We start from the raw sequence: 24,751 nt of genomic DNA on the forward strand, positions 1-24,751 counted from the left end.
TGGGTTGTTCCCGTAGGGTTGCGCAGCATGGGACGAAACCCAACAACAATCTTTCGCCCCTACTGGGTTTTGGTTATGACGGTGTGGTTTATCCATCTGAAAAGCGGTGTAATAAGCTTTTGTTGGGTTTCACTTCGTTCTACCCAACCTACTCAGTTATAGATTGTTTTTGCCTTTTTACTTTTGACTTTTGCATTCTTCAAAAACCATTGCCAATTAAAATAAATGGTGCCCAATAATAAGGATGATTATACTCACTATTAATCATTGCAATTTGTGCTTTTTGTATCGCTCCAACCTTATTTATCCCACCCTTTAAAGCTGTATAAAAATCATTCATAAATTCAGAAGTTCCCTGATCATCTACTCGCCATAAAGTTGCTAAACTTGCGGCTGCACCAGCAGCTTGCATTTGATAACCAAAACCCAGAATTTCTGAACCATCTCCTAGTTGTTTTCCTTTACCAGTTTCACAGGCACTCAAAACCACTAATTCTACACCATTCAAATTCCAGTTTTCTACTTCTCGTAAACTAGCAAGTTCCCCATCTCCATATAATATAAAAGAATCTTCTGGACTACCAGTAACAAAAGCAGAATGAGTGGCAAAATGTATTAAACTATGGCTAGCCATCCTTAACTCCATAAATTGTTTACTAAAATCATCTCCTAATAATTTCTTAGTTTGAGGAAATATACTAGCTAGCTTTTCTACCTCTACTCCCGCAAAAGGCAAACTTTCAAACTCAAACTGTTTGTTGCCAATTGCAAAACTATAATTTCCTTCAGTTAAAGCACCTGCCAAAATGCGGATATTTCTATTTCTCCTAGGAGTTAAATCCATAATACTTGCAGCAGTAATATTATTAACTTTAAACCTCTCTACCAGCCATTTTTCTCCATCATATAAAGCTGCTAAAGGAATATAACGGAGCTTGCCATCTGGTGCATAAATAATTGTTTGAACTCTACCGTTTTTCATGTCATTTTCTATTGGTTCAATCAGCCAATTATAAAGTTTTAATCCTGCTCTAATAACTCTAGAATCAGAAATATCATTAACTTCTCTTCTATCAATTAATCCTACTATAAACGCAAAAAGCACTCTATCAAATTCTTTCTGATTAACTAAAACAGTACGATGAATTGGAGGAGAATTAGCAGTAACTAAAATTAATTCCAGCCGATCTTCTAAAATTAAAGGATATAAAACTGCTGCATTTTCTTTTTTATGTTCTTTTAGTTGAGCCTGTAACAAAACCAACATTTCAGGCGTAAGTCTTTGACTCTTAGCTTTCTTCTTTATTTCCGACCTAATTTCTGTGACTTCCTCACTACCAATAAAATCGTGAATAGTGACTAATTTTTCTAATGAAATATCCTGATTTTTATTGTCAGTTTTACCTATTTCATCTAAGAACTTAGTATATTTTTCAGTGAAAATATTTTCCAGTCTTAGCATAATAACTTGATTAGATTTATCATCATCATATTTCATATCTCCCATATACTCAAATACTTCTTGTACTTTCAACAAATCAAGAATTTGCTGTGATTCTATAGCTCGTTTTTCTGCCAGCAATAAATTAGCTAAAGCACGATATATATCAGTAATAGTGCCGTCTACATAAGACCTTTGTTCCTCAATTGGTAAAACCTGTAAATCTTTACGGATTTTTTCTGTAATATTAATTGATTTTTTATAAAATATTATTGCCAATTCTGGTTGATTATTTTTTTCTAATAATTTTCCTATATCAGCCAGACTAATTCTTTCCCCATTCAAGTTTCCCAGTTGTCTATCTAGAATTAAAGTATGAGTCAAAAATTCTAGAGATTCAGAATGTTTACCAGACTCTCGATGCACTATACCAATATTATGAATAGTTGTTGATTTACCATCTTGATCACCTAACTCTTCTCGAATAGATAATGCTTGATTATGATATTCTAATGCTTGGGAATATTTTTCCTGTCCTCGATAAATTACACCTATATTATCTAGGGTTGTTGCTATATTCAGAAGGTCTTCATTTTCTTCGTAAATTTCTAAAGCTTGTTGATAAAATTTTAAAGCCTGAGAAAACTCTTCTAAGTAGCGATAAACAGCTCCAATATAAGTGAAAATTGTGGCTTTATTTGGAGGGTCATGCTGTAAAAATTCCTGATAAAAATCTATAGCTTCCTTATAGCGAGCTAACCTAGAATTAACTAAACCAAGATTACTTAAAATTGCAGTAATATTAACATTATCTGTTTCCTTTTTAGCCATTTCTAAAGCTTCTTCATAAAACTCTATAGCTTTCGGATATTTACCTTGGCGATCGTAGATAACACCTATTTCATTTAAAGTTTTACTGATAGCAGCAGTATCCTCTAGTTCTCTACTAATTTTCAGTGCTTTATTTAATGATGCTAATGCTTGAGGATATTGACTGAGCTGATAATAAACTGTACCGATACTATGTAGGGTGGCAGCAATTTTATCTGTATCGCCTAACTTTTGATGAATATCTAGGAGTTGCTGCCAAGTTTGTAAAGCAGTTTCTAACTCCCCATTTTCAACTTCTTGTTTAGCTTTCTCATCAAGTTGTTGTGCTTCAGTTTGTGAGTTTTCTTGGGTAAGGCGATCGCTATATTTTTTAGTCTCTTGTGCAACTACTTTTGAATATATCTGCACTTTCTCTATTTTCTCTATTACTAGAGATGGAGGCAAAATCAAGAAAAATACAGTACCGATAATTAATCTAAAATATTTCCAATTTCTCATTTTCTACCAAATTCATAAAATTTTAATATATACATTAACTTATTAGGACTTGCTGATTAAATCTAAAAGCATTTATATATAAATTCTTTTTAATTTGGTAGAAAAAATTTTCACTTCACGAGCGCCATTCCAAATCTTTCTCTTATATCAAATCCGTTGGCAATGGAGTATTATAAGAAACCGGGTTTGTGGGAGTGTAGATGTTATGCAGTGGGGTGTTGAAAAGAAACCCGGTTTCTACGCTTTTTTATACCGATACTACCGGATTTGATATTACTCCCCATCCTTCTTAACTCCTGATACCAAATCCAGTTATTAAAATAAAAGTACCTTTTTCAAAATCCTCTCTAACCATCTCCCCATCTCCCCATTTCCCCATCTCCCCAAAAGGGTACTCTATAAACCGGATTTAGTATGACTCCTGACTCCTAACCCTTATTCAAGTATTGAGAACAAAAATCAAAAAAGTCTGGTAAATCTTAAAATTTACCAGACTCTCTTTGATATTATTAACTTTTAATGGCGGGAGGCGGATTTGAACCACCGACCTTCGGGTTATGCTTACTACTACAGCTTTCACTGCCTTAACTCTGAAACTTTCAGAATTAGTTTGTAGTCTGGACTGTCCCTTTACCCTCAGCTTCTATCACACTAGAACTGTTAGGGTACCTGCCAACCAGTCTCTACACCTTCTCCTTAATTTTGGAGCTTGGCTCGGGATTACCCCGCTAACGGCTTCCCCGAATTTGACAAGTAATCACATACAAGTTTCCCTATATGCCGCCCTTTACAAGGTAAAGATTCAAGCTTACCGACTAGCGGTTTTGGTTTATGCTTGGTTTAATTTATCTTTCCTTATAACTTGAGCCCGACGAGCTACCAGACTGCTCTATCCCGCGTCAACTTTTTTATTATAACCATAACTAAATCAAAATTGCAACCCCTTAGTCAAATTTTTTCAAATTTTTTTCCAGAACATCCACTGATAGCAGTTTTCAAGTCAATGAAGCATATCAAAAAAATGATAAACCTGTAGGGACGTTGCATGCAACGTCCCTACTTTACCTAACTCCTGACTCCTGACTCCTAGCCTCAACCCTACATAAACATTTCTCCCACTACTTCCAAACGCTTAACATTACTAAGTGACATATAATTGTTGGCCAGAGTCTCAGCAATAGTAGGATCTATCCAACCCATCTGAGTTAATAAATGAATTGCCACTGCATATTTAGCCCTTTTTGCACCATCATTAACTTTTATAGCCAAACCCATCCCTTCACCGACTCGGCCAATACATTGTACTCCCTCAGCCCCAGACTTACTGACAATTTCCCCAGCCGTCAAGCGCATTAACTCTGTATCAAAATGTCCTTCTCCCCCAACCATTTCTGGATGATATGTCATAGCGCGGACAATTCGTTCTAGATCCAAACTATTACCTGAAGCTAGTTTGGCGTACAAAGTTGCCATTTGACTAAGTTGTAGAAGATAAGTTGGAGCGCCACAATCATCACGAGCGCCGATAAATTCTGCTGCGGGCATGGCCAGCAATTCAGCAACTTTGCTAATAATCAACTGTTGTACTGGATGCTTCATTTCCAGATAAGATTCCATCGGCCAATTTCTTTGCTGACAAACAGCAAGCATACCTGCGTGCTTACCAGAACAGTTATATTGCAAAGGACTATTTTTCCCGGCTGGAGTTGGACATTGTAGCTTTGATGGGTCAATATCACAACGCCATAAAACGTTAAATACCTGTCTTGCTTGCTCTGTTGTACCTTGATGAGAACTACATATAACGGCCAAGTCTATATCAGTTAAGTCATACCTTTCTAGAGTACCTGTAGTAGTAACTGCTAAAGCTTGAAATGGTTTGAGAGCCGAACGGACAAATGTGGCTGTATCCGCATCTCCGGCCAAAGATAAAACTCGGCCTCTGTGGTCACATATTGTGGCCTGAACTTGGTGAGTTGATTCAACAATACCTTCTCTAAGTAGTCTTACTTCCAGTTGTGCAGTTTGTGTTCTTTTTCCCCTAGTCATTTCAGTTATCAGTTATTAATTATTAGTTATTAGTTATAATTACCTCAAGCTTCAGCCAGAGGCAAGAAAATACGAAATTTCCTTTTTTATCTCCTTTAACAGGAAGGTTTAATACCTTACTTCCTGGTCATTTTTATTTATTATTTAGGGTAAGTATAGTATCGATCTAGTAGATTATTTCACGATACTTTTGGATAGTATTTATCAAGTTTAAGATTAACACCAATGAAATGATTATTTCTAGATATAACTATCAATGATTTTAACTATAATCATTCCTCAATTAATATGCTTATTAGTTTGAGTTTTTTCAGCAAAAATGGTGGTGGTAAAAATCAATAAAAATACTGACTCAATTATCTACAATTATTAAAAATTTTAATAGCTGCTTTGGAAATATTTCATAAACACAACCAGATAATTCCACCCAGAAAAATTAGTAAGATAAAACTATAAAAAGTTTTGTGTAATCTTTGCAGAAGTGGTTGAACTTGATATTGAAGTATTAATCTATCCTTTGTAATTTCCTCTGGTGTTTTTAGCCATGTTTGCCCATCATACCAACCAGACTCCTCATAAAAAACTGTGGTATTTGCCAGACGTGACCGGATATAATTCCAACCCAGATAAAGTCGTAACAATACCAAAATTAGAATCAAACCTGCCCCTGCTGAACCACTCAGTAAGAATTTCACCAAATATTTTTCTGGAGGAAAACTTGCTGCTGCGACTGGGCCAGAAACTAACCAACTCCAGATCCAAACCCAGACTAGCTTCCTTAAATAATTCGGTCTTTCTAATGTTACCCAGTCAAATAACCAGGAATTTTTGAGTTCTTCATATTCGTTTGCTGGTTGTTGTTCTGGTGGAACCGGAGAGCTAGATGCTATCTGTTTAATCATAAAGAATAAATTTTTTTCTCACTTATTTTTATAACAGTAAAGAAGTAATTAACATTGACAGTTTGAGTCTAATCGAGCAATGATGAAATATCTATTCTTTCTGCATGACCCCAGAATGCTTCTAAATTATAGAAATCTCGTTCTTCGGGCTTTAATATATGAACTATAACATCAGCATAATCCATTAAGATCCAAGAACTTTCGCTTTGGCCTTCGACTCCTAAAGGATAAACTTGCTTCTCTTGTTCTACCTTTTCGGCGATCGCCTGAGATATGGCTCTTACTTGGACATGAGAATAACCTGTAATAATCACAAAGTAGTCTGCTAAATAAGATACTTCTGATACTTTAATGACAACAATGTTATCTCCTTTGCGGTCCAATGCTGCATTAACAATTGTGGATGTCAATTCTAAGGTTTCATCAGGTCCCGAATTTGTCAGACTTGTTTCGGTTGACAAGGATTGAATATGAGGGTAATTTGACATCAAATTATCTATTTCCTTAATTAATTGAATTGCTAATTGATATTGGCTAATTTTTGGCCTCTATATTAATCATATCTTGTTAATTTATTGTCTGCTGGATCTTCTGTTCATCCAGTTGTATTTTGGCCTTTTCCATAAACCAATTTCTAGTCAATAGAATTCGTGGGTGAATCAAACTATGTAAGCCAAGCAGATGTTTTATAGTATAATCACTGCTTAGCCAAACTGCTTGGTCGAGATTTTGGGAAGCTAATTGTCTTAAATGTTCTAGCTCAGGGGTCTTACCTCTACCAGGTTCCAAAGTATCTGCCAGGAAAACTATGCAACTTAGCTGATTCATAGCCGGACATCCTAATGTATGGTTAGCGATCGCTGCTAAAATTTCCTCATCTTCTATGCCAAATTCTTTTTTGGCCACAATTGCACTAACATCTGCATGAAGCAAGTGAGGACAAACTGCTAATACTGAGTCTATTTCTAAACCTTCTGACTTAGAGATTTGTAATAGACTTTGTGGAGAAAAGTATTTAGCTAAGTCGTGCATCAGTCCTGCGAGTTTAGCTTTTTCTTGGTTTAAGCCATAATAGCTAGCTAGTTCCTCTGCCATTTTTTCTACTCTGAGAATATGTCTGATCCTAGAGGTAGGGACATGATCTGAAAGCCATGTTAAGACTTTTTCTTTAAGTTGAACCAAGTCTAATTTTTCTGGTTTGATTGAGAGTTCCTGAGCTTTCATAGAAATTATTCTTACTCCAAGCATGATAATTTTTATAACAGTTTATTGTAAATATAATTCTATCTACAGACTGAAATTATAATAGGAGTGATTTTTTAGTAAGGGACTCTTGAGTTAATTTTTTTTCATACTAATTCTCAAGGGTGAATATCAAAAGAGTCTCATTTTTGCCATCTATTTGAATAAGTCACTATTTCCAATAATTTAGCTGTTTAGCTATAGATAAATTTTTCTTGAGCTGGGGAGTTATAAATACAGAAATATCAGTTATTTCCACCTTGGGAATAAAAATTTTCTGATTAACGTAGAGCTTACAATACTAATATTATATCAAGATATACTAGCAATGAGTAATAGCTTATTTTGCTAGAATAAGCTAAATTGAAAATTAAGAAATTTTCCACAGATTTGTACTAACACTAAAGTCTGAAACATAGAAATATGCCATCTTCAGAGTCCTCATCCCCAATATCACAGTCTGAGGAAACAGCTACTCAGTCAGACACCTTAGAAACCGAGTTTATTGTTGAATTTTGGGGTGTGCGAGGTAGCATACCTACTCCCGGTAGTAGCACAGTTCGCTATGGTGGTAATACCTCTTGTGTAGAAATGCGTGTAGGGGGAAAACGTTTGATTTTTGATGGAGGTACGGGTTTAAGAGTATTGGGTTTAAACCTACTTAAGCAAATGCCAATCGAAGCTCATATATTTTTTAGTCATACTCACTGGGACCATATTCAAGGTTTCCCATTTTTTATACCTGCATTTGTACCAATTAATAAATTTCACATCTATGGGGCAATAGCACCTGATGGTACTACAATTAAGGAAGCTTTATCCGATCAAATGGTAAATCCTAACTTTCCTATTCCTTTACAGGTAATGGGTTCGGAGATGAAGTTTAATGACTTTAAGAATGGAGATGTAATTAAGCTTGATGATATTGAGATTGAAACAGCTCCTCTAAATCACCCAAATTTTGCCGTTGGATATAGAGTTTGTTGGGAGGGTAAAACTGTAGTTTATTGTCCAGATACAGAACATTATGAAGACCGCTTTGATGAAAATGTACTTCATCTAGCTCGTAATGCCGATATATTAATATATGATGCTACCTACACAAATGAAGAATATTATGATGTGAAATCCCCGAAAATCGGTTGGGGACATTCTACTTGGGAGGTAGCTGTAGAGATAGCAAAAAAAGCAGGAGTCAAACAAATAGCAATGTTTCAACACGATCCTGGTCATAGTGATGATTTATTGGATGAAATTCAAGTTGCTCTCCAATCAATATTTCCTAATGGGTTAGTAGCAAAAGAAGGTATGACAATTCCTATTGTTTAGTAAGCTCAAAATAAAGCATAAAAAAATAGCACAGAGATTATATTCATGTCAAGAGCTAATCTCAGAAATAGGTCTAGACAACGACCACCTCTTTTCTTACTGTTACTACTGATATTTTTGTGGAGTACGAGTTGTGGTTGGGTTATGGCAAAAATCTCTACTGCAACGACTATTTCACAAATTGATTCTGAATTAATTAGTAATGTTGATGTGGTTCCCCAACGTTATCGGTTAGGACTATCGTTGTACTTAGAGAATTGTGCTACTTGTCACGTTGCAGTACCTCCTCAAGTCCTCCCTACAGAAAGTTGGCAAATAATTCTTCGAGATTCTCAACACTACGGTGTACAACTCCCTCCTCTCATAGATCCACCGCGTCAACTTATTTGGAATTATCTACAAGTTTCTTCTCGTCGCAAATCTCAGCAAGATGAGAGAATACCGTACAGAATTGCTAGTTCTCGTTATTTCAAGGCACTTCATCCAAAAGTTGAACTGCCTCAACAATTAAATATCAAGGCTTGTATTTCTTGTCATCCCAAGGTTACAAATTTTGACTATCGGACTCTTAACTCAGAATGGCCAGATTAACGAAGTCAGAAGTCAGTAGGGGGGAATGGCCATTCCCCCGTACAGAAGTCAGAAGTAATGGAAGTGAAGTCAAAAGTCAAAAGTCAAAATTCAAAAGTAATGAAAGTAGGAAGATAGCTGGAAAAACCATACAAAAAACCACCCCTGGGCAAACCTAAGTCTTTAAGTCAAAAGTAGAAAGATAGGTGGAAAAACCATACAAAAAACACTCTAGGGAAAACCTAAGTCTTTAAGTCAAAAGTAAAAAGTCAAAATTCAAAAGTAGGAATATAGGTTGAAAAACCATAAAAAAACACTCCAGGGAAAACCTAAGTCTTTAAGTCAAAAGTAAAAAATCAAATTAATAAGTATAAATATTCAAAAGTATTAAGGTTTTAGCATTTTTAGAGTGAAAAAAGTGCCAGCTTTTTAGACTGAAAAGCTCAAAAAGTTAGCATTTTGAACAGACAAGATTCGCTCTCCCAAACCTCCTGAAACTTCCCACACTCCCCACACTTCCCACACTCCCCACACTCCCCACCTAGATCGGGCATGGTTTTAGACCAGTCAATTTTTGATAAAATAATTGATACCCATTTTTTAACAAGCAAATAGTTCTAAACTGACTCAACTCAGACAAGAGGTATATTGACAAAATCAAGAAAAAATGGTAATGAAAACAACCATTTTGACAGTTAATAATTGGAATTTAACTTAAATAATAACTATGTTCAAAAAACTTCTCGGAGACCCCAACGCACGCAAGCTCAAGAAATTTCAACCTTGGGTGACAGATATTAATATTCTTGAAGAAGATATTCAAAAGCTTTCAGATGAAGAGCTGAGGGCAAAAACAGGAGAATTTAGACAAGCTCTAGAAAAAGCAAAAACTAAGGATGAAGAAAAAGAAATTTTAGAAGAAATTTTACCAGAAGCTTTTGCAGTTGTTCGGGAAGCAGGAAAGCGAGTCCTGGGTATGCGACACTTTGATGTCCAACTATTGGGGGGCATTATTTTACATCAAGGCCAAATAGCAGAAATGAAAACTGGGGAAGGTAAAACTCTGGTTTCTACTTTGCCAGCATACTTAAATGGTCTAACAGGTAAGGGTGTTCATGTTATTACTGTTAATGACTACCTAGCGAGACGGGATGCGGAATGGATGGGACAAGTGCATAGGTTTCTGGGTTTAAGTGTAGGGTTAATTCAGCAGGGTATGAACCCAGAGGAACGGAAAAGGAATTATGCCTGCGACATTACTTATGCTACTAACAGCGAAGTTGGATTTGACTACTTGCGTGATAATATGGCAACTACTATGGATGAGGTAGTACAACGTCCATTTAATTTTTGCACTATTGACGAAGTTGACTCTGTATTGGTAGATGAAGCACGAACTCCTTTAATTATTTCTGGTCAGGTAGAAAGACCGAGTGAAAAGTATATTAAAGCATCACAAATAGCAGCAGCTTTGGATAAAGAAAAGGAACATTATGAAGTAGATGAAAAAGCCAGAAATGTGTTATTGACTGATGAGGGTTTTGCTGAAGCAGAACAATTATTGGGAGTACAAGATTTATATAACCCTGAAGATCCTTGGGCACATTTTGTATTTAATGCTTTGAAAGCTAAAGAGTTATTTATCAAAGATGTTAACTATATTGTGCGTGATGAAGAAGTTGTTATTGTTGATGAATTTACTGGTAGGGTAATGCCAGGACGACGTTGGAGTGATGGTCTGCATCAGGCGATCGAGGCAAAAGAAAGGGTAGATATTCAACCAGAAACTCAAACACTGGCAACTATTACTTATCAGAATTTCTTCCTACTTTATCCCAAATTATCGGGAATGACGGGAACGGCAAAAACGGAAGAAACAGAATTTGAAAAGATTTATAATCTCCAAGTAACTATCGTACCTACTAATAGACCAACTGGTAGAAAAGATTTATCAGATGTGGTTTATAAAACAGAAGCAGGAAAATGGAAGTCGATCGCTCAAGAATGTGCAGAAATGCACGAAGAAGGTCGCCCGGTTTTAGTAGGTACAACCAGTGTCGAAAAGTCAGAGTTACTATCTAACTTATTAGGTCAATTGAAAGTTCCTCACCAACTGCTGAATGCTAAACCAGAAAATGTGGAGCGGGAATCAGAAATTGTGGCACAAGCAGGTCGTGGTGGTGCGGTGACAATTGCCACGAATATGGCAGGTCGAGGTACAGATATTATCTTGGGTGGAAATGCTGAGTACATGGCAAGGTTGAAACTACGGGAGTATCTGATGCCAAGAGTTGTGAAACCAGAAGATGATGATGCTATGGGTATGGTGCGGATAGCAGGAGCGAAGAAGTCTAATTCAGCAAAAGGTTTTGGTCCTGAGAAAAAGGTGAAAACTTGGAAGGTTTCGCCTCAAATATTCCCGGTGAAGTTGTCGCCACAAACTGAGGGTATGTTGAAATCAGCAGTAGATTTTGCCGTGAAAGAGTGGGGAGAGAGAGCGTTACCAGAATTGGTGGTGGAAGATAAGGTGGCGATCGCTGCTGAAAAAGCTCCGACTCAAGATGCAGTTATTCAGAAGTTGCGGGAAGTTTACAACTTAATTCGCAAAGAATACGAAACTTACACAGATAAGGAACATGACGGAGTAATACAGTCTGGTGGGTTGCACGTTATTGGTACTGAGCGCCACGAGTCACGCCGTATTGATAATCAGTTGCGGGGAAGAGCGGGGAGACAAGGAGACCCTGGATCGACTAGGTTTTTCTTGAGTTTGGAAGATAATTTATTGCGGATTTTTGGTGGCGATCGCGTGGCTGGAATGATGCAGGCGTTTGGCGTTGAGGAAGATATGCCGATTGAGTCTGGGTTGTTGACTCGTTCGTTGGAAGGTGCCCAGAAGAAGGTGGAAACATATTATTATGATATGCGGAAGCAGGTGTTTGAGTATGATGAGGTGATGAATAACCAACGTCGGGCGATTTATGCGGAACGCCGACGGGTATTGGAAGGTAGGGATTTGAAGGAACAGGTGATTAAGTATGCGGAGCAAACTATGGATGATATTGTGGAAGCGTATATTAATCCTGAGTTGCCTTCGGAAGAGTGGGAGTTGGATAAGTTGGTGGAGAAGGTGAAGCAGTTTGTGTATTTGTTGGCAGATTTAACTCCGGAGCAGTTGTTCGATCTGTCGATGGATGACATTAAGACTTTTATGCATGAGCAGGTAAGGAATGCCTATGATATTAAGGAGGCGCAGGTGAATCAGATTCGTGGTGGTTTGATGCGGGATGCGGAACGTTTCTTTATTTTGCAGCAAATTGATACTTTGTGGCGGGAGCATTTGCAGCAGATGGATGCGTTGCGGGAATCTGTTGGTTTGCGGGGTTATGGACAGAAAGATCCGTTGATTGAGTATAAGAGTGAGGGTTATGAGTTGTTCTTGGATATGATGACGGATATTCGGAGGAATGTGGTTTATTCGATGTTCCAGTTCCAACCGCAACCTGCTGTGGAGACTGCGGCGACAGAGACGGTGTAGTTTTGATTAATGGATAATTGATAATGGATAATTGATAATTATTTGATTGCTAACTTTTGTACCAAATTGAAGACTTTTTGCATTCAAAAAGTTTGCTTGTTACTCAAAGTTTAAAGTTTTAATCATTATCCATTATCAATTGGAGAAAGCCTTAGCGAACAATAGTTATTCCTAGAAATTTGCACTTTTGAAAAACTGAAACAGATTATTCATTATGAAAAGATTTTATAAAATATTAATGTTAACGCTAATCCCTGTAGTGTTGTTTAGCTGTTCTAGTGCAGTAGAGGATGTTGGTGATGAAAAGATGATAAGTGCAGCAGAGGATGTTGGTGATGAAAAGATGAAGAAAATGCTAAGTGAAAGCAGTTTCTGGTATGTAATTGAAGATTATAAGGAGTTAGATTATTTAGGAAATTATATAAGAGAAGAAGAAGTCAGAGGTATGTTGGTAGTAGTGGGTTTAGAAAAAAAATTTAGATATGTTGGAGTTGTAGAACTCATTGAAAGTTTGGAAGAATATTCAAGGAATAAGGATGAAGGAGATAAGGAAGAAAGGAATAGGATAGGGAGAATGGAATTTGAAAGAATGTGTAGTAAGAGTGGGGGAGTAATTTTTAAAGAGAGGGGATATTTGGAGTGTCTATTTAAAAATTGATGAGAAAAAAAACACCAGATGTCAAAAAATTCAAAACCAGAGTGCATATTAACATCGTCTCTGGGCAAGTTGTCAACCCATCATCGCAGCCCCATTTGCTGTCGCTTGTTTGTTAGGAAGATATTCTGGTGATCGCTATTCTTTTGCAGAGAAAGGAAAGCGTATTGTGTTATAATCATAACCGTATGATGTAATTTATTTTCTATATCACAAAAATCATAATGGTTTCATCTAAATTGCTTCAGCTAGAAAATGCTATTAATAACTTATCTTTCGAGGAGAAAATATGGCTAATGGAAAAAATCATAGCTCAAATGAAAGAGCAAACAAAATCTGCTAATTATCAATCCCAACCCGATCTAGAATTTAGCCATGAAAATAAGAACTTAGAAACCGAACCTTTAATTGGTTTATTTGCTGCTTCCCCAGATTTAGCGACTAATTCTGAGGAAATTTTACAAGGAGAAATTAGGGAAAAATCAGGATGGTCTTACAAAGAAATATCTCCATAGCAGATACTGGTTTTGTTGTGGCTTTGATGAATCAAAAAGATATTAGACATCTTGAAGTAGCAGAGATTTATAGACAGCAACAACAGATTTTATTACCCCAAACAGTATTAGCTGAAGTTGCTTATTTAGTAGGTCGTGAAGTTGGTACAATAATGGTAGCGACTAGCTTGCGTTATTTGCTGAATAGTCGATTTATGATATTAGCTTTAACTTCAGAAGATTTGTTGCGAGTGGCAGAAATTTTGGAGATATATCAAGACACTAGAATTGATTTTGTAGATGCTAGCGTCATGGCAATAGCAGAACGTTTGGAAATTACGAAAGTCTTAACTTTGGATCGAAGAGATTTTCAGCTATTTCGACCTAAGCATTGTCAATTTTTTGAGATTATGCCGTAATTTTTTCTAAATATCCATTAAAATTAAGTAAATTTAGCAAATAATAGTAATGGCAAGTACAATTTGTGGAAATTTGAAAACAGGAGTAACGAGTAATTTACCCATGGGCGATCCAAGAATATCTTTTCTAACAGGTTTAGATTGGAAAGGACATCACCAGTATATTAATAATTTACTAGCTTTATTCTGGGATTATTTTGAGGGAATACCAACAATTATGTCAGCTTTTTATTCTAATAAACTTGTACCAGATGACTTTTCAAATACAATTCCCAAAGCAGGAGGTGGAAGAACAACAAGTGTTTGTGTTACTAAAAAAACTGCTAGAAATAAATTGATGAACAATTGGGTTTTATTACCAGATTTACCAGCTTATATTCAGTTCTTCAAAAAGCTAGGAATTAACTACTAAAATTACTTAAAGAAAATAGTTCAAGCTGTAAAGGATTTTCTTTTAGAGTTGTATCAATATTTCCTTCAGTAATATTAATTAAGTGTTGACCAAGCAAATACATAAATTTTGGTGGGATACTTTCGCCGATTGATTCTCTGATTAAAGTATCTGACGCTTGCTTAATTTCTTTATTTTTACAAATCAAAGGTCCCCACTGATAATTAAAATCTGAAATTGTATGTAATTTCAAAGCTTCAGCTAGAGAGAGTACACGATTTTGTGTAGGATGAATATTATGATCTGAGCAAGGAAAACTTAGGTTTTGTGTTAGTGTAGGAGCGGGAATATCCCAGCTCATTCTCTTGTAAGCGCTGGTAAAACCTCGCATGATTCTCAATTTTCCGTCTTTAGTTTTAGTGAATGGTCGTGGTAATAAATGACCGCATTTAATACAGTATAAAGGAGTATTATTATTCGCTCGATTAATACCTGATGAGTCGCGAGAAGCTCTATGTGTAGGGTTATTTTCAAACCCACATTTTGGGTTAATGCACTGATTATTAAATGCTGATTCTCCTTCAGGAGTGTGGCTAATCCATTGATATTTTTCAGGAGTTAATATAGGTACATAGTGAAACGGTAAATTAGGATGTTTTGCTGTTTTTGAAGTTTGAGCATCTAGATATGGAAATTTACCTATAGTATCTTTAACTGTAATCCATTTTGGAAGCGAATTATTTCCCAATTTATCGTGAGTTTGTGGCGGAATTAAAGAACCACCAGAATGTAAAAAATGTTGAGAATTTTTTAGTTTTGAATAAACTGTGATTAATCTTTTTCTACGTTGTGGAATACCATAGTCAGCAAATTCAACAACTTTTGCTTCACCAATATATTCAGACCCTAAATATTTAGGAATTAAGTCTAAAATAGGTGTTAATTTTCCATTTTCATCTTCTATAACTGTATTAGACATTCGTGACACATTCTCAAAAATAACCCATTTGGGTTTTAATGCTACGGCAATACGAAGAGCAGGTAATATGAGTCTATTTCGTGGGTCTAATTTTGGGCGTAGACCTTTTCTCGCGTTCAATAAAAGTGTTCCTAGCCCATTTTGTGACATTCCTTGGCAAGGTGGTGTTGCAACTATGGCAAATAGTTCTTGGTTGCCAATTATTTTGTGAACTGTATTAATAATTTCTTCTTCTTTATCTAAAATATCTCCATTTATTACAGTAGAATTAGGAAAATTAGTTTTGATTAAACTAGCCCGTTCTGCAATAAGTTCATTATGTAATAGGAATTGAACACCCGCAGTTTCAAATCCTTTATCACCAATTCCTGAACCCGCAAACAAACTGAGTGCTAATTTAGTTTCAAAAGAAGAAAACATAGAAAAATATCAGGTAAGATTGAGTAAAGAAAGTAGTATAAATTTAATTATACATTACTTGTAAGCGATCGCTCCACCCGCATAAAAAAATCATACAATTTTCACATTTGTCCAAATAGTGTGTTACTCTGTAATCATGGGAAAAAGTACGCGCAGATAGAGTCGCTTTTAAAACTATAAAAACTATGTCGAGAAGAATAATATGACAAATATATCCGTTCAATATGAACCACCACTTCCAGCAAAGGAAACTTTGCCTACGATGTACGACTTACCAAGCGAAGACCCGGAGGAAGCTGGTTTGCCAGACCAATTTCACTACTTCCAACCTGAACTTTTGCGCCAAACTTTTCAACCACCCAACAAAAATCCCGATCGCTTGTTTTGTGGCAGCGATATGAATCTCTACTACGATGTCAAACATCCTAATTGGTATAAACGCCCAGACTGGTTTGCAGTTGTGGGAGTGCCCAGGTTGTATGAAGAACGGGATATGCGCTTGAGTTATGTAGTTTGGCAGGAAGGAGTTAACCCTTTGGTGGTGGTGGAGTTATTGTCTCCGGGTACTGAAAATGAAGATTTAGGAGAGACACCAGGAAAAGCGGGAAAACCTCCGACTAAGTGGGAAGTTTACGAGAGCATTCTGCGAGTACCTTATTATGTTACCTTCAGTCGCTATACTAATCAAATACAGGCGTTTCATTTAGTAGGCGATCGCTACCAAAGAGCAGAGTTAAGTCACGGACGTTTGTTGCTTCCTAGCATAGAACTCAGTCTGGGTTTGTGGCAAGGGAGTTACAGTAAGATAGATAGACTCTGGTTGCGGTGGATGACTCTGGAAGGAAATTTGATTCCTACCCCAGAAGAGGAGGCAGCAGTGGCAAAACAACGGGCTACTAATGCCGAACAACGAGCCGATCGCTTGGCAGCAAAACTGCGAGAGTTGGGTATCGATCCTGACAAGTTGAGTTAAATAGTTTTTTTGTAGGTTGGGTAACGCAGTACGCTACTCTACCTCAAATAGTGATAATACTCCGTACCACTAGAGCGATCGCCTTCCATTAACTAATATAGTGTGTAATTTTAGAAGTTTAACTCAACAGCTTATTGTCAAATAAAAGGTCTTGATATTTCCTATAAACTTAATGGTGTTATTCTGAAAAAAATGACCATTATTATCATACTTGACTAATAATATATTGTTATGCTTAAATAATTTCTGGCATCTATAAAATTGGGAAATTCAAGATTTGACAAATCTGGATCTTTTTAGGAATTTACCAACTATTGAAACCGAACGAATTCTTTTGAGAAAAATGTCTCTTAAGGACGCAAAAGATATGTTTGAATATGCTCAAGATTCACAAGTTTCAAAGTATACAGGTTGGTACACTCATAACTCTATTCAAGATACTAAATTGTTTTTACAATATACGATTAATAATTATAAGAATAATCAGCTTTCTAACTGGGGTATTGTTCACAAAGCAGAGCAAAAATTTATTGGTACTGCTGGATTTATTGACTGGAATGTAGAACACGCTAAAGCAGAAATTGGTTACACTTTATCTCGAAAATATTGGGGAAAGGGTTATATGACTGAGGTGGTTAATGCTATTATTTATTTTGGCTTTAGAACGATGATGTTAAACAGAATAGAAGCTAGATGTGTAATTGAAAATATAGCTTCTGCTAGGGTAATGGAGAAGGTAGGAATGAAATATGAGGGTATCTTGCGGGGATGTATGTTTATGAAGGGAAAATATCGGGATTTGAAAATTTATTCGATTCTCAAAGAAGAATTTAGTGGTAAAAAATACGATTCTTCTATTAAAATATCTACTAGAGTATGTGGCTTTCATCCATTTTAAGTAATGTCTGCTTTTACTGGTGTTTAATGTAAGTATTGAGCTATTAATAGTGAGTATATAGCAATATGAAATGATTTGTGAAAAAACTGTAGGGATTTGGTCTCTAAATCCTATTTTTATATTAAATCCGCTGGCAATGGAAGTGTTATAATAAACCGGGTTTATGGGATACATATTTCGGTATATTGGGGCATTTGATATAAACCATGTTTCTATGCTTTATACCCATACTAGCGTTTGGGTTTGAAGACCAAACCCCTACTATAAAATATTACAATATCCCATTTTTAGATCAAATCCGCTGGCAATGGAAGTCTTATAATAAACCGGGTTTATGGGAGACAGATTTCGGTATATTGAGGCATTTGATATAAACCCGGTTTCTATGTTTTATACCCAATAAAATATTACAATATAAGCACGGATTATTATAAGAGTTTAGACTAGGAAATGTTTTTCTAACTATTCTCTATTCCCTATTCCATGTTTTACTATTTAACTAAAAAAAATGACAACTGAAACTCAACTACTGAATTCTAATTCTTGTCTAATTTCTCCAGGTATTCCTGAGAGTGGCTTCCCAAAATCCTCTCCTCTAAAATTAGGAATTCTCGCTTCTGGTAGTGGGAGTAATTTTGAGGCTATTGCAGAGGCAATAAATAATCAAAAATTAAATGCTCAAATTCAGGTAATGATTTATAACAATCCTGGAGCTAAGGTTATATCTAGAGCAGAAAAGTGGAATGTTCCATCGGTATTGTTAAATCATCGAGAATACAAAAATAGAGAAGAATTTGATAGTCAGATTGTTAAAACTCTACAAGAATATGATGTAGAGTGGGTTATTATGGCTGGTTGGATGCGAATTGTTACTCAGGTTTTAATTAATGCTTTTCCTAATCAAATTATCAATATTCATCCTAGTTTATTGCCAAGTTTCAAAGGAATTAAAGCAGTTGAACAAGCTTTAAAAGCTGGAGTAAAAATAACTGGTTGTACAGTACATTTAGTAGATGTAGAAGTCGATAATGGTCCGATTTTAATGCAGGCTGCTGTACCAATTTTAGCTGATGATACACCAGAAACTCTCCACGAAAGAATTCAAGTACAAGAACATAAAATTATGGTAGGTGCTATTGCTCTTGCTGCATCAAAAAATCAGGATTTAAGTAGTAGTTAAAAATTCAGCATCTAGTTCAGGAAGTGAGGGATTAATCCGAATACCAGAAGCAATTTCAAAACCCGCAGGTGTGGTAAGTCGAGGTTCAATTTGACAATACCAATGTACCTGGGGTTCTTCTGCTTTATAACGAGCAGCAGTATTAATTACATAATTATAATCTGGGTCGTTTAATTTTTCTGATAATCTAGTTAGGATATTTTTGAGAATTAATGCAAAATCTGACTTTTCTGACTCGGAAATACTGCCAAAATCAGCTTCATGTTTTTTAGGCATAATCCAAATTTCAAAAGGTACTTTAGCAGCAAAAGGAATAAAGGCTAAAAATGATGAATTTTCCTCAATTACTCGCTTTTTATCTTGCTGTTCAAATGCTAATATTTCACAGTATACACAACAACCAAAATCGTCATAATATCTTTGAGCTTCTTCTTCTTGCCAGCGTCTATGTTGGGGAACAATGCTAGTAGCAATAATCTGAGAATGGGGGTGAACTAATGAAGCTCCTGCCTTTTTTCCATGATTTCTAAAAATAATTACCATCATACTTTCATCTATTTCCATAAGTTCGATATAACGTTGATGGTAAGTATCAATAATCATCTCTACTTCTTGGATAGACATTGTGGGAATATCTTGGTTATGTTTGGCACTTTCAATAATTACTTCATGTCTACCATAACCAGGCATTGTGAGATAAATTCCTTCTAATTTTCGATGAGTATTTCCATCTGGGGTTAAGGCCGGAAATTTATTAGGCATAACACGAATTTGCCAGTCAGTATTTTCTGGGTTTTGTTTCTCTAAAAGAATCGGCCGTAGAAGGTGTTCATTACCAGTACAAAAAGGGCATTTGGGAGAGTGACTTTCTGCCTGGTTTTGTACTATATGTTCTTGTTGAAAATCCTGGGGACGTTTGCCTCTATTTGGTGCATAAATTACCCATTCTCTTGTGGTTTTGTTGAGCCGGATATGACTTTTGTTCATATTATGTTTGATAAATTTAGGTGAACTTGATTATTTTCCTGGCGGTAAGTTTAGCTGAGAATAAAATTCTTTTGAATATTTAGCTTGTTGCCAGTTATTAGCAGATTGAATTTGTGATGGATGTAGCCCTTTTACTTTTTGCAAATTGGTATCTTGTAGATTAGCATCTTGGAAATTAGCTCCCTGTAAATTGGCATCTTGTAAGTTAGCTCCTTTCAAATTTGCAGATTTAAAGTTGGCATTTTTTAGATAACAACCCTGTAGGTTTGTTCCTTTTAAATTTGCTTCTTGTAAATCAACACCTTGGAGGTTTCCTAATATATAAGCTCCCTCTAAATTAGCTTTTTGTAAACAAGCTTCCAAGAGGTTAACTCCTTGAAGGTCAGAATTTTTGAGATTTGCTGAACTGAGGTTTGCTTTTTGGAGTTGAGTTAATAGAAAAAAACTATCTTGAAGATTTGCTCCCCAGAGAAAAGCACCTTGTAATTGAGTCAATTCAAATTTGCCTCCTCGAAGGTTTGCCTCTAAAAATTTTGCTCCTTGAAGGTTGGCTTCTTTAAAATCTACATCTACTAAATTAACTTGGTCTAAATTGACTTTAGGTAAAGATAAACCTTTTAAACAAACACCTCCCTTAACAAGTTCTTCTAACGCTCTAATTCTAGCATAGCTAATATCTAATCCTTGGGCGGAGTCAATTACTTGCCAAGCTTGATAATGGGATTTCTTTTTTCCCCACCTAATGTAAATAACTAATGCTGTAACAATGCTAATATTTTCAATAGTTCCCATAATTTGGGAGTGTTCAATTGAGTCTAGTAAAGCTTTACCCCACTCTGTTTTTTGTTCTATAGTATTTTCGATATAGATTATCCCTAAAATTAACAGAATTACGGCAATTAAAACAGTAATAATTTCTAGCAAACCATAGATAAATCTAACTGTACTTCTCAGTAATCTTGCTAATTTTCGATAATTGTATAGTTGGGATAAATATTTTTTGATTAAAAGCATATTTTCACGATTATAATGAGGGTTTTTTTGGGATAAAATAAAGACATTGGATGCACCTCATACCATGATTATTTTGTTTATATTCATAATGATATATGATTGAGATAGTTCATTGTCAAGAGCTTAGTTAACGAAGTCATAAGTCAGAAGTCAGAAGTCAGAAGTTAAATTCTTACTTTGTTATTTTGATCAAAATGATTGATAAATTTTGTCTTCTACGAAAATCTTACAAAATAGTAGTTTTCGGGTATAATAAACAGAGAATAGGCAACAAAAAACAGGGAAAATAAACATAAACAATCAAGCAAAAATATATATTTTTTTTACAATTGCGACGAAATTTAATATAAATTTAATAGAGTAATACCACAATAGTAAATTTAAGCAAGAAGGAAGAGGTAAGAAGTAAGAAGTTTCAAAGAAAAAATATAAAGATGGATACTCTAGTTGTTTCTAGGATTGTAGGATAAATTCATCAATTGCCTGTACTTATACTAATTACCAGAAGTAATGCTATACTTAGGTGGTACTTCAATTATTAAGTAATTAACACAGGCGCATAGAACCTTTTCGATAATTATTATCCAGGAGGGTGTTAATTATTCATATTTTACTTCTCCACTACTCTAGGCTCAAGAAAATGTAGAAAAGTTTTTGAGAAATGGTATTAGGTAGCATAAATTTCCTTTTATTAGGATTCTTTTTAATGATTTATCTAATATGATTGAACCTCTATTTATAGTAAATAATTACTTGGTCAATACATTATTTATAGACTTCAAACAGGATAAAATGCAAATTTAAGATTTTCAAGTTTAGGTTTACAGGCGATCGCTAAAATATCTCCGATACAATTCACATAGAGGCATGACTGAATTGCCTTGAAATTTTACTAATCCCATACTGCGTAATTTAAAACCTTCTTTTGTGCCTATAGGTACAGGATAATCTACAGCAATAATTTGTTTAATTGCTGTTAATAATTCTGGATTTTCTTCAAGATTATTTAAGTGGCGACGCAGGTGGTCGCAATAGGGGCCTTCTTCTGTGGGAGCGACCTGTAATAGTTTTTCTAAAGTGATTTTTTTCCGGGCAATATGATAGAGAGCTTGACGGACTAAATAAGGATGTCCTCCTACCATTGCCATTAATTCTTTTATCTGTTCTGAAGACAATTCTAAATGATGTAATTTTACCAAATTTTCTACTTCTGCCGAGTTAAGTTCTCGTAATTCTATAGGCAAACCAACATTAAAAGGTGACTGATTAATATTTAGGGGAATATAGACTTCTTTAGAATGTACAATGACTAACCTTAACTTTTGCCATACTGCCTCATTTTTGCCACGTTCATGCCAAGTTCTGAGCAAGGCAAAAAAGGAAGTTGCAATTTCTGGATGTTGAAAAACTTGGTCTACTTCATCTAACCCTAAAGCTACAGGAGTAGAAATTTCTGAGAGTAGATATCTTTGAAAATAATTTGTACATTTGTTTTTACTCCCTAATACTCCTTGCCAATATTCAGACAATTTTTCTTCGAGACTAAGTTCATTAGTAATACTGGCACAAAACCACTGTAAAAATAAATCGAGATTAGTCAGAAATTCTTCATCTGCTGACTGAAAATTTAAACAAGCTTTCCGATATCCTTGGTGTTCAGCATAATTCAAAATTCGACTCATTAAAGAAGTTTTTCCCATCTGTCGGGGTGCCTTTACTCGAATTAATGCTCCTGGATTTAGAATAGTTTCATAACACTCTGATTCTATGGGTAAACGCTCTATATAAAAAGGAGAATTAAGTGCTACTTGACCAGAAGGAGTATCTAATAGTAACTCTTGTTTACTTGAGTTTTGGTCTTGTTTAAAAGTCAAATTATTAGAGGATAAATCAATATCTTTACTATTTATTTGTGAATTGCCTGGTTGTGTAATATCGCAATTAATAGGTGGTGATATTATGATTGTTTGACATTGTTCTTGCTGTGTACTGAAGTCAGTTAATTCTAGTCTAACTTTTTGCAGAGAATTCTCTAAGTCTTCTAAGGTGAATTTAGTTGATGGTAGTTGTTGATTAATTATCCCTAAAAAATCAGACTCAAAGATTTCTTTGACTAACTGATTTTGCTGCATTTCTTGAATAAAATTAATCGCCACTAAGTTTAATAACCCATTCACATTATCTTGAAGTTTTTCTAAATACTCATCTGGTTCATTTCCTTGAAGTAATACTTGGATAAATCTTTGGCATAAATCAGGAATTTTATCTGCTGGAGGCAAGGGAATTAATAAACAACTAATATCTTCTGTAAAACTTGTCAGAGATTCTGCTTGATTTAGATTTTTTAGCTGACTTCTTAACTTAGATAATTTTTGATTAATCCAACCTAAAGTTTCCCGTTGTTCCTGAGAGTGAAATGGTGAATATTGAATAAGTGTGGGAAAAGAACCTCCTATCTGATTTCTATATTTAATAACAATTTTTTCCTGTGCTTTTAGTAAAGATTTACTCGTAACTTTATATAGTTCATAATTCACAGAAGTATTATTTTGGCGGAGGCGCTCAATAAAAGATTCAAGACTACTTTGAAAAATATTAAAATCACAACTTATATCCTGACTAACCAAACCAATAATTGCTTTTAATAAAATCCAATTAAACATCTCAGAAATAGGATCAATATTTCCCCGCAAAACTTGCAAAGCTACTGCTGCATCAGAGTAACGCTGTTTCCAATTAACCCTAACCATTTTTGTTAAAAAATTAGCCAGATTTTCACTTATATTAGGAGCTAATTTTTGCAGCTCTATTTCCCCCAATTCATCTTGGATAAAATTCCTAGGTGTAACTCCTGTCAAAGCTTGAATTGCAGTAATACCAACTGCATAAATATCACTAGCAAATTGTGGTCTACCTTGAGCTTGTTCCACAGGCATATAACCAGGAGTACCCACAGCAATTGTACTACTAGGTTGTCCTAGAGAATTAACAACTATATTACTCACTTCTTTAACTGCACCAAAGTCAATTAACATTAATTTTTCATCATGGTTGCGTCGCATAATATTCCCTGGTTTAATATCTCGATGAATCACCCCATTTTGATGTACAAATGCCAAAACTTCTAAAATTTCTGACAAGAAATTTTTAACTTTAGCTTCACTCCAACCTTGGTTCATTTCTTCGTTTAAATCGTGACCTATGATTAGTTCTTGAACTAAATAAAATTCTTGATTATGTTCAAAATAAGCATATAAAGTAGGAATTTTATCAGATTTTCCAAGTCGGTTAAGAATTTCACCTTCTTGTTGAAATAATCTCTGGACTTGTTGATGCTTAATTGTTGGTTTGAGTCGTTTAACAACACACCGAGGTTTAGGATTTTCTGGTATATCTATATCTTCAGCAATATAAGTTTCTCCAAAGCCACCCCCGCAACCTAATTGTTCGATAATTTTGTAATGTTGTCTTAGAGTTTGATTAATCAGAGAATTATTTTCAGACATTTCAATATCTAAATAAATTAATTAATTATAGCAATCAGGAATGAGATATGAGAAAAAACTGTAGAGTTTTGGTCTCCAAGCCCAGGGAAAAAAGGGATTTGGAAACCAAACCCCTACGGTCAAATCTTACAACCTATTTACGATTGCTATATTTACTATCTTATCATTAGAAAAGAGGGAGTAGGGACGTTGAATGTAACATCCCTACCTACTCCCCCGTAATGGGAAAATTTAAAAAAGTTTTTGAGAATTTTATTAGAGCTGATTTATCAAAGAATATTACAAATAATAGAAGTAGGAATAATTCATAAATTCCCCCTCCTTCAACCAACATATTTGAAATTTTTCAGCAACTTTTGCCAATTATAATTAGTAAAAATAGTCGTTTTATTGTCACCTTTTCCTATAGAATATAATCAATAAATTTATGCTTTT

At 35.1% G+C, this 24,751-nt stretch carries 19 protein-coding genes; 10 read left to right on the top strand and 9 right to left on the bottom strand.

Annotated elements, in window-relative coordinates; translation table 11 throughout:
* Window positions 1-199: 199 nt before the first annotated feature.
* From ACP6PK_RS04495 to yqeK, 5 genes are all read right to left on the bottom strand, one after another.
* Window positions 200-2,770, bottom strand: coding sequence for a CHAT domain-containing protein (locus tag ACP6PK_RS04495; RefSeq protein ID WP_426558126.1), 2,571 nt, complete (start codon window positions 2,768-2,770; stop codon window positions 200-202).
* Window positions 2,771-3,868: 1,098 nt separating this feature from the next.
* Entirely contained in the window at window positions 3,869-4,819 is a 951-nt protein-coding gene (locus ACP6PK_RS04500; RefSeq protein WP_094673573.1) for an asparaginase, read from the bottom strand.
* 401 nt (window positions 4,820-5,220) lie between these two features.
* Entirely contained in the window at window positions 5,221-5,721 is a 501-nt protein-coding gene (locus tag ACP6PK_RS04505) for a CGLD27 family protein (protein ID WP_426558128.1), read from the bottom strand.
* 68 nt (window positions 5,722-5,789) lie between these two features.
* Window positions 5,790-6,209 carry a ribosome silencing factor gene (gene rsfS / locus ACP6PK_RS04510; RefSeq protein ID WP_094674279.1) on the bottom strand — a complete coding sequence of 140 codons (420 nt, stop codon included), beginning with the start codon at window positions 6,207-6,209 and terminating at the stop codon, window positions 5,790-5,792.
* A 79-nt stretch (window positions 6,210-6,288) separates the two neighbouring features.
* Window positions 6,289-6,945: a bis(5'-nucleosyl)-tetraphosphatase (symmetrical) YqeK gene (yqeK, locus tag ACP6PK_RS04515; protein ID WP_426558130.1), complete on the bottom strand. Its 657-nt coding sequence runs from the start codon at window positions 6,943-6,945 to the stop codon at window positions 6,289-6,291.
* A 441-nt stretch (window positions 6,946-7,386) separates the two neighbouring features.
* On the opposite strand from yqeK, the gene ACP6PK_RS04520 reads away from it, so the two are divergent.
* The 7 genes from ACP6PK_RS04520 (at window position 7,387) to ACP6PK_RS04550 (ending at window position 14,380) form a co-directional block, all read left to right on the top strand.
* On the top strand, window positions 7,387-8,292 hold the full coding sequence (locus ACP6PK_RS04520; RefSeq protein WP_426558132.1) for an MBL fold metallo-hydrolase: 906 nt from the start codon (window positions 7,387-7,389) through the stop codon (window positions 8,290-8,292).
* A 45-nt stretch (window positions 8,293-8,337) separates the two neighbouring features.
* A complete protein-coding gene (locus ACP6PK_RS04525) occupies window positions 8,338-8,883 on the top strand; it encodes a diheme cytochrome C (protein ID WP_426558134.1) in 546 nt (181 codons plus the stop codon).
* A 706-nt stretch (window positions 8,884-9,589) separates the two neighbouring features.
* Window positions 9,590-12,400 carry a preprotein translocase subunit SecA gene (gene secA, locus ACP6PK_RS04530; protein WP_426558136.1) on the top strand — a complete coding sequence of 937 codons (2,811 nt, stop codon included), beginning with the start codon at window positions 9,590-9,592 and terminating at the stop codon, window positions 12,398-12,400.
* Between the two features lie 214 nt (window positions 12,401-12,614).
* Complete coding sequence (locus ACP6PK_RS04535) at window positions 12,615-13,058, top strand: hypothetical protein (protein ID WP_426558138.1); 444 nt, start codon at window positions 12,615-12,617, stop codon at window positions 13,056-13,058.
* 221 nt (window positions 13,059-13,279) lie between these two features.
* Window positions 13,280-13,570 carry a hypothetical protein gene (locus ACP6PK_RS04540; protein ID WP_426558140.1) on the top strand — a complete coding sequence of 97 codons (291 nt, stop codon included), beginning with the start codon at window positions 13,280-13,282 and terminating at the stop codon, window positions 13,568-13,570.
* Complete coding sequence (locus ACP6PK_RS04545) at window positions 13,543-13,968, top strand: type II toxin-antitoxin system VapC family toxin (RefSeq protein ID WP_426558142.1); 426 nt, start codon at window positions 13,543-13,545, stop codon at window positions 13,966-13,968. The genes ACP6PK_RS04540 and ACP6PK_RS04545 overlap by 28 nt, the downstream gene beginning before the upstream one ends.
* A 49-nt stretch (window positions 13,969-14,017) precedes the next feature.
* Complete coding sequence (locus tag ACP6PK_RS04550; protein WP_426558144.1) at window positions 14,018-14,380, top strand: hypothetical protein; 363 nt, start codon at window positions 14,018-14,020, stop codon at window positions 14,378-14,380.
* Here the strand turns inward: ACP6PK_RS04550 and ACP6PK_RS04555 are convergent.
* Complete coding sequence (locus ACP6PK_RS04555) at window positions 14,370-15,758, bottom strand: DNA cytosine methyltransferase (protein WP_426558146.1); 1,389 nt, start codon at window positions 15,756-15,758, stop codon at window positions 14,370-14,372. The genes ACP6PK_RS04550 and ACP6PK_RS04555 overlap by 11 nt on opposite strands.
* A gap of 202 nt (window positions 15,759-15,960) precedes the next feature.
* Here ACP6PK_RS04555 and ACP6PK_RS04560 point away from each other — a divergent pair, with 202 nt between their 5' ends.
* From ACP6PK_RS04560 to purN, 3 genes are all read left to right on the top strand, one after another.
* Entirely contained in the window at window positions 15,961-16,731 is a 771-nt protein-coding gene (locus ACP6PK_RS04560; protein WP_426558148.1) for a Uma2 family endonuclease, read from the top strand.
* 277 nt (window positions 16,732-17,008) lie between these two features.
* Entirely contained in the window at window positions 17,009-17,629 is a 621-nt protein-coding gene (locus ACP6PK_RS04565; RefSeq protein WP_426558150.1) for a GNAT family N-acetyltransferase, read from the top strand.
* 508 nt (window positions 17,630-18,137) lie between these two features.
* Window positions 18,138-18,809, top strand: coding sequence for a phosphoribosylglycinamide formyltransferase (purN, locus tag ACP6PK_RS04570; RefSeq protein ID WP_426558152.1), 672 nt, complete (start codon window positions 18,138-18,140; stop codon window positions 18,807-18,809).
* Here the strand turns inward: purN and galT are convergent.
* From galT to ACP6PK_RS04585, 3 genes are all read right to left on the bottom strand, one after another.
* Complete coding sequence (gene galT / locus ACP6PK_RS04575; protein ID WP_426558154.1) at window positions 18,795-19,796, bottom strand: galactose-1-phosphate uridylyltransferase; 1,002 nt, start codon at window positions 19,794-19,796, stop codon at window positions 18,795-18,797. The two genes, purN and galT, sit on opposite strands and share 15 nt — an antisense overlap.
* Window positions 19,797-19,826: 30 nt before the next feature.
* A complete protein-coding gene (locus ACP6PK_RS04580) occupies window positions 19,827-20,810 on the bottom strand; it encodes a pentapeptide repeat-containing protein (protein WP_426558156.1) in 984 nt (327 codons plus the stop codon).
* An 821-nt stretch (window positions 20,811-21,631) separates the two neighbouring features.
* A complete protein-coding gene (locus ACP6PK_RS04585) occupies window positions 21,632-24,316 on the bottom strand; it encodes an AAA-like domain-containing protein (protein WP_426558158.1) in 2,685 nt (894 codons plus the stop codon).
* Window positions 24,317-24,751: the final 435 nt, after the last annotated feature.

This window comes from Dapis hubbardiae BLCC-M172 (assembly GCF_050016015.1).
In the GTDB taxonomy this organism is placed as follows: domain Bacteria; phylum Cyanobacteriota; class Cyanobacteriia; order Cyanobacteriales; family Microcoleaceae; genus Trichodesmium.